Origin of the sequence: Cryobacterium psychrotolerans (assembly GCF_900101115.1) — a bacterium.
In the GTDB taxonomy this organism is placed as follows: Bacteria; Actinomycetota; Actinomycetes; order Actinomycetales; family Microbacteriaceae; genus Cryobacterium; species Cryobacterium psychrotolerans.
In genome coordinates, this window is the sequence record NZ_FNFU01000039.1 from 1 (window position 1) to 5,046 (window position 5,046).

5 protein-coding genes are annotated in these 5,046 nt (G+C 70.7%); all 5 read right to left on the minus strand.

Features of this window, described 5'->3' with window-relative positions; translation table 11 throughout:
• A partial coding sequence (locus BLQ39_RS15350; protein ID WP_092325363.1) for a hypothetical protein occupies positions 1-858 on the minus strand: 858 nt, incomplete at its 3' end.
• Positions 859-888: 30 nt separating this feature from the next.
• Positions 889-1,572, minus strand: a complete 684-nt coding sequence (locus BLQ39_RS15355) for a hypothetical protein (RefSeq protein WP_092325365.1) — start codon at positions 1,570-1,572, stop codon at positions 889-891.
• Positions 1,572-3,116 carry a DUF4389 domain-containing protein gene (locus tag BLQ39_RS15360; protein WP_092325367.1) on the minus strand — a complete coding sequence of 515 codons (1,545 nt, stop codon included), beginning with the start codon at positions 3,114-3,116 and terminating at the stop codon, positions 1,572-1,574. The genes BLQ39_RS15355 and BLQ39_RS15360 overlap by 1 nt, the downstream gene beginning before the upstream one ends.
• Positions 3,117-3,208: 92 nt before the next feature.
• Positions 3,209-4,411, minus strand: a complete 1,203-nt coding sequence (gene metX / locus BLQ39_RS15365) for a homoserine O-acetyltransferase MetX (protein WP_092325369.1) — start codon at positions 4,409-4,411, stop codon at positions 3,209-3,211.
• 163 nt (positions 4,412-4,574) lie between these two features.
• The coding region (locus BLQ39_RS15370) for a PLP-dependent transferase (RefSeq protein ID WP_176759161.1) at positions 4,575-5,046 on the minus strand (472 nt) is incomplete at its 5' end.

Here is a 5,046-nt window from a genome sequence, read left to right on the forward strand (position 1 = left end):
CCGGCCGAAGCGCTGTTTGACCGACTCGAGCGTGTTGCCGAGGGTGGATTCGCTCGCCGGTTCCAGTGTGTACACGCCCGAACGCCGCGGCGTGGGCAGCCCGCCCAGGCGCAGCTGCCGCAGCAGCCGGGCGTCGTCCCCGGCCTGTTCCCGCAGGGCGTCGGGGCTGACGCCGACGCCGGAGTGTGCGAGCAGCGTGAGGGTGGCCAGGACGGTGTCGTGCAGGAGTCGCGCGTCCTGCCGGCGCTGCGCTTCGAGCTCGCTCGCATGGCGTTCGGCGCGGTGAGCGCGCCCGATCGCGGCGATGCGCTGCATCGCACGAGGGATGCTTTGGCCCATCCACCACCCGCCGAGGGTGGTGGCGAACCATCCGGAGATCGTCAGGGCCAGGGGAACGATGGTGCCGTTCGAGGTGACCGTGGCGGCGACGACGCTGGCCACGGTGAAGCCGAGCACGGATCCCAGGGTCACCAGCCGGGACAGGCTCACCACGAGGACGATCGCCACGGAGCTCATCGCCCCGGCAGCGACGGCCGCGATGACGGATTCCTCGACGAGGTTCATCCGGGGTTCGGGCGGCCGTCCGAAGCCGATCAGCAGGATGACGGCCATGCCGGTGAGCACGGTCATCACCACCCAGCGGATCGCGCCGGTGTGGCCGAGCAGGTACTGCCAGCCGGCCATTGCCAGCACGAGCAGCACGCAGCCGAGGAGAATATCGGGGGCCAGGCCGCCCGGGACGAGCATGCACAGCAGCGCCGTGACGGAACCGGCCAGGCCGGTCGCGCGGGCCGCTCGACGCAGCAGGCGGTCGCGCTCTTTCAGTAAGCGGTCGCGCTCTGTGAAGGTGCGTTGCATGGTCGCCTGTCGTCTGACGCGTGAGATGCGTTACACAGCACCATATCGGGCCGGAGGTGCCGACGTCGCCCGGCGCGAGGCTGCGCGGAGCATCCGGACCAGAACCAGCCCGGTGACGACGGCCATGCTCACGGCCATCAGGGCGCCGGCGCACACTCCGATCACCAGGGTGAGCCACAGCGCCTGGCCCGGCTGCCAGAGCGGGGTCGCCACCGCGAAGAACACCGACAGCCCCACGCACCAGGCCGCAGCCGTGCCGGCCACCCACCAGCCGCTCCCGGCCAGGTGGCGGCGCAGTTCCAGCCACTGGGCGAAGCCGATCGAACAGAGGAGCACCGCCGCGGCGAGGGCGCCCACGGCGATCTGCGCGCCGAGCGGCCAGGCCGGCCAGGCCTCGGGGTCGCTCCACAGCAGCAGCCCGATGAACCAGGCGATCGCCGCCGCGACCGCGGTGCCGGCAATCCACCGGGCCGCCGAGAGAGCGGGGAGCCGGCGGGTCAGCACGTGCGCCTGGGACCAGCCGAGCAGCGCCCCTTCGGCGGCGCCCGCCGCCACCAGGGCCGCCGTGACCATCGACGGGTTCAGCAGGGTTGCCGCCACCTGCGCGAGCGCCGGCGCCAGGAACCCCACGGCCTCTCCCGCGCTCACCCAGGCGACCCAGGTCAGGAGGAGGCGGGAGTACGCACGCGCCGGAAGTGACTCTCCCCTGGGCATCAGGCCGTGCTGGGCGCCACGGCCTCGTTTCGCCTGGCGGCGGCCGGATCAGTGCCGCCCAGGTCGAGGCGGAAGGGCGGATACTCGTCCCGCATGAGGGCGGTGTACACGATCACCCGGTACGACCACCGGTTCAGCCCCAGGATCAGGTCGAACAGCGCCCGCCGGTAGCGCCCGGTGAACAGCAGGATGACGGCGGCGACCAGGACCAGCATCCCGAGCAGCGACAGGCCGGCGTTCGGGACGAAATCGGTCCGGCCCTCGGCGTAGCTGTACGTCATGACGCCGGTCGTGACATCGTCCGAGGGCGCGCGCCAGGCCCAACCGCCGCCGGTGAACGCGGCCACGATCAGGAGGTGCGGGATGGCGAGCAGCCACGATTTGACCAGCACCAGCCCCCGGGAAAGCCGCTCCGGGTAGTCGACCTCGAGTTCGGCGGGGTAATCAGCCGGCGAGAGCGTGAACGGCGGATATCGATCGGTGCCGAGGGCCGAATACGAGTAGAAGGCCACCCGCCAGCTCCAGCGGAGCACTCCGACGTTGAACGTGAAAATGGATTCGGGGTACCGGCCGGTGAACAGGATGGCGAACCAGGCGATGATCGAGCTGAACACGAACGCTATCCACAGGAACACCAGCACGAAGATGTGCGGGATCACGAGGAACCACTTGACCAGCCACATCCAGTTGGAGAGCTGGGGGTCCAGTTCGCCGTACAACCGCGCGGGGTAGGCCCACGACTCGGGCTCGCCGGCCGGAACGGCGGCCATCGCGGCGGCGCCACCGCCGGCGGCGCCCGCGCTCGCCGGTCCCGGAGCCGGTCCCGCTCCGACGGCCGGACCCGCTCCGACGGCCTGGCCCGGGCCGGGAGGGGTGCGCGACCGCCCGAGGCCGATCGCGCCGGCCACGACGAGCATGATGCCGATCAGCAGGAGGAGGCCGCCGCCGATCAGCAGCCCGACGGCCAGTGGCCCGAGCAGATCGGACCGCGCTCCCGCCTGTAGGGACACGTCCACGCCGGGGCTCCCGTCCGCGTTCATCACGACGACGGCCCAGTTTCCGGACTGGATGTCCCACTCGAGTTGCTGTTCGCCCGAACCGGAGACCGATTCCGTCCACCAGGTCTGCTCGTCCGGCGGCTCCGGCTCGTTGGGTCCGGCCACGTCGTCGTACTCGGCCCGGAACGGGGCGAAGGTCATCTGCCTGAGCACGGTGTGGTTCACTCCGGCCAGGTACTGGTCGACGTCGGCCTGGGGTGCAATCCCGATGAAGATCTCCCCGTCCTGCCCGACCGACGTGGCCCGGAGCCTGATCGTTCCGACGTCGAAGGGGAGTCCGGTGGACACGCCCATGTCGGCGTCGGAGTGAGGTGAGGTGAGGGCGTAGGTGTCGACCGAGAACGTACGGGCGGGGGTTTCGAGGAAACCGCCCGACCGTTGCTCGGAATTGGCCCAGGCCGCGACGATCCCGCCGCTGACCACACCCATCCCCAGCAGGGCGAGGAGCATTCCGATCACGAGCATGACCACGGATCCTGGCTTCATGGCTGACGTCCTCTCGGCAAGCGCGCCGTCCCCTGATTCCCTTCAGGTTTTACCCGAATCCGGCGGCTGTCAACCCCGGTGGACGGACCTCGTCAGCGGAGCAGCCGGGCCAGCTGGGAGCCGACGGCATCGTGTTCGATCAGGAACCCGTCATGCCCGTAGGGAGACTGGAGCACGACCGGGTCGCTGCCGTCGATGTTGTTCGGAAGATGGGCGGCGATGGTCCGCTGGCCGTCGACAGGGAAGAGCCGGTCGCTGTCGATCCCAAGGACGAGGGTCCTGGCGGTGATCCGGGCGAGCGCGGAAGGCACGCCGCCGCGCCCTCGACCGATGTCGTGGGAGTTCATGGCCAGGGCGAGGACGATGTAGCTGTTGGCATCGAATCGGCGGGTGAACTTGTTGCCGTGGAAGTCGAGGTACGACTCCACCGCGAAACGGCCGCCGGCGCCGAGGGGGCTGATGTCGCTTTGCCAGCCGCGCTCGAAGCGCAGATTGAGCTCGGACGGGCTGCGGTAGTTGAGCAGCGCCATCCGCCGGGCCAGGGAGAGGCCCCTGGTCGGGCCGTCGCCGTCCGCGGCGTCGTAGTAGTCGCCGGCGCGGAAGAGCGGGTCGGTGCGAATGGCCTCGATCTGCACAGAGTTGTGCGCGATCTGGTCGGCGGTCGACACCGGGGGCGCGGCGAGGATGGCGAGGCGTTCGACCCGGGCCGGCTTCTCCACCGCCCACTCCAGCGCGTGCATCCCGCCCATCGAGCCGCCGATGACGGCCGCCCAGCGGTCGATCTCGAGCCGGTCGGCGAACGCGACCTGCGCGGCGACCTGGTCGCGGATGGTCAGGTAGGGGAAACGGGTGCCCCATTCCGCGGCGTCGGGCGCCAGCGAGGACGGGCCGGTGCTGCCCTGGCAGCCGCCGAGCATGTTCGGAGCGACGACGAACCACCGGTCGGTGTCGATGGCCAGGCCCGGACCGACGATCCCGCCCCACCACCCGGCGGTGTGGTGCCCCGGTCCGGATGGTCCGACCACGTGGCTGTCGCCGGTGAGGGCGTGCAGCACGAGCACGGCGTTGTCGCCCGTGGGAGAGAGCGTGCCCCAGGTCTCGTAGGCGATCCGCACGGCGCCCAGGCTGCTCCCGGCCTCGAAGTGCAACGGGCCGACATCCAGGAACCGCCGGTGACCGACCGGGTCGCCGTCACGCCAGGCACCCGTGGCCGGAGGCTTGCCGAGCAGCGAGCGCGCCTGGGCCTCGGTGATGAAGCTCGACGGGACCGTGTCAGCGGCGGATTGCCATTCCATAGGCCTCCATTCTGCCGCGCGATTCAGTTCCCGGCCCGTTTGTGACGCCGGACCGGCGAATTCGACGGAGATCCCTTCGCCGCGGGACCGAAATCGGCCCGCAACGCCCGGTGAGGGGGGAATCTCCGTCGAATTGCCGGCGGCGTGGCCGGCGGTCGTTCGGCTAGGCGTTGGCGCGGGAGGCGGCCACGACCGCGCGAGCCGCGGCGAAGCCGATCTCGAGGTCCGCCTTGAGGTCGGCGATGTTCTCGATGCCGACCGACAGGCGCACCAGCCCGGGGGTGACGCCGGCGGTGAGCTGCTGCTCGGGGGTGAGCTGCGCGTGCGTCGTCGACGCCGGGTGGATGACCAGCGACCGCACGTCACCGATGTTCGCCAGGTGGCTGAACAGCTCGAGGTTGTCAACCAGCTCGCGGCCGGCATCCACCCCGCCCTTGAGTTCGAACGACAGCACGGCTCCGACGCCCAGGGGGGCGTATTTGTTGGCCGCCGCGTACCAGGGGCTCGACGGCAGGCCCGCGTAGTTGACCGAGGCGATGTCGGCGTGGTTCTCGAGCCACTCGGCGATCTCCTGGGCGTTCTGCGTGTGGCGCTCTACCCGGAGGCTGAGGGTCTCGATGCCCTGGATGAGCTGC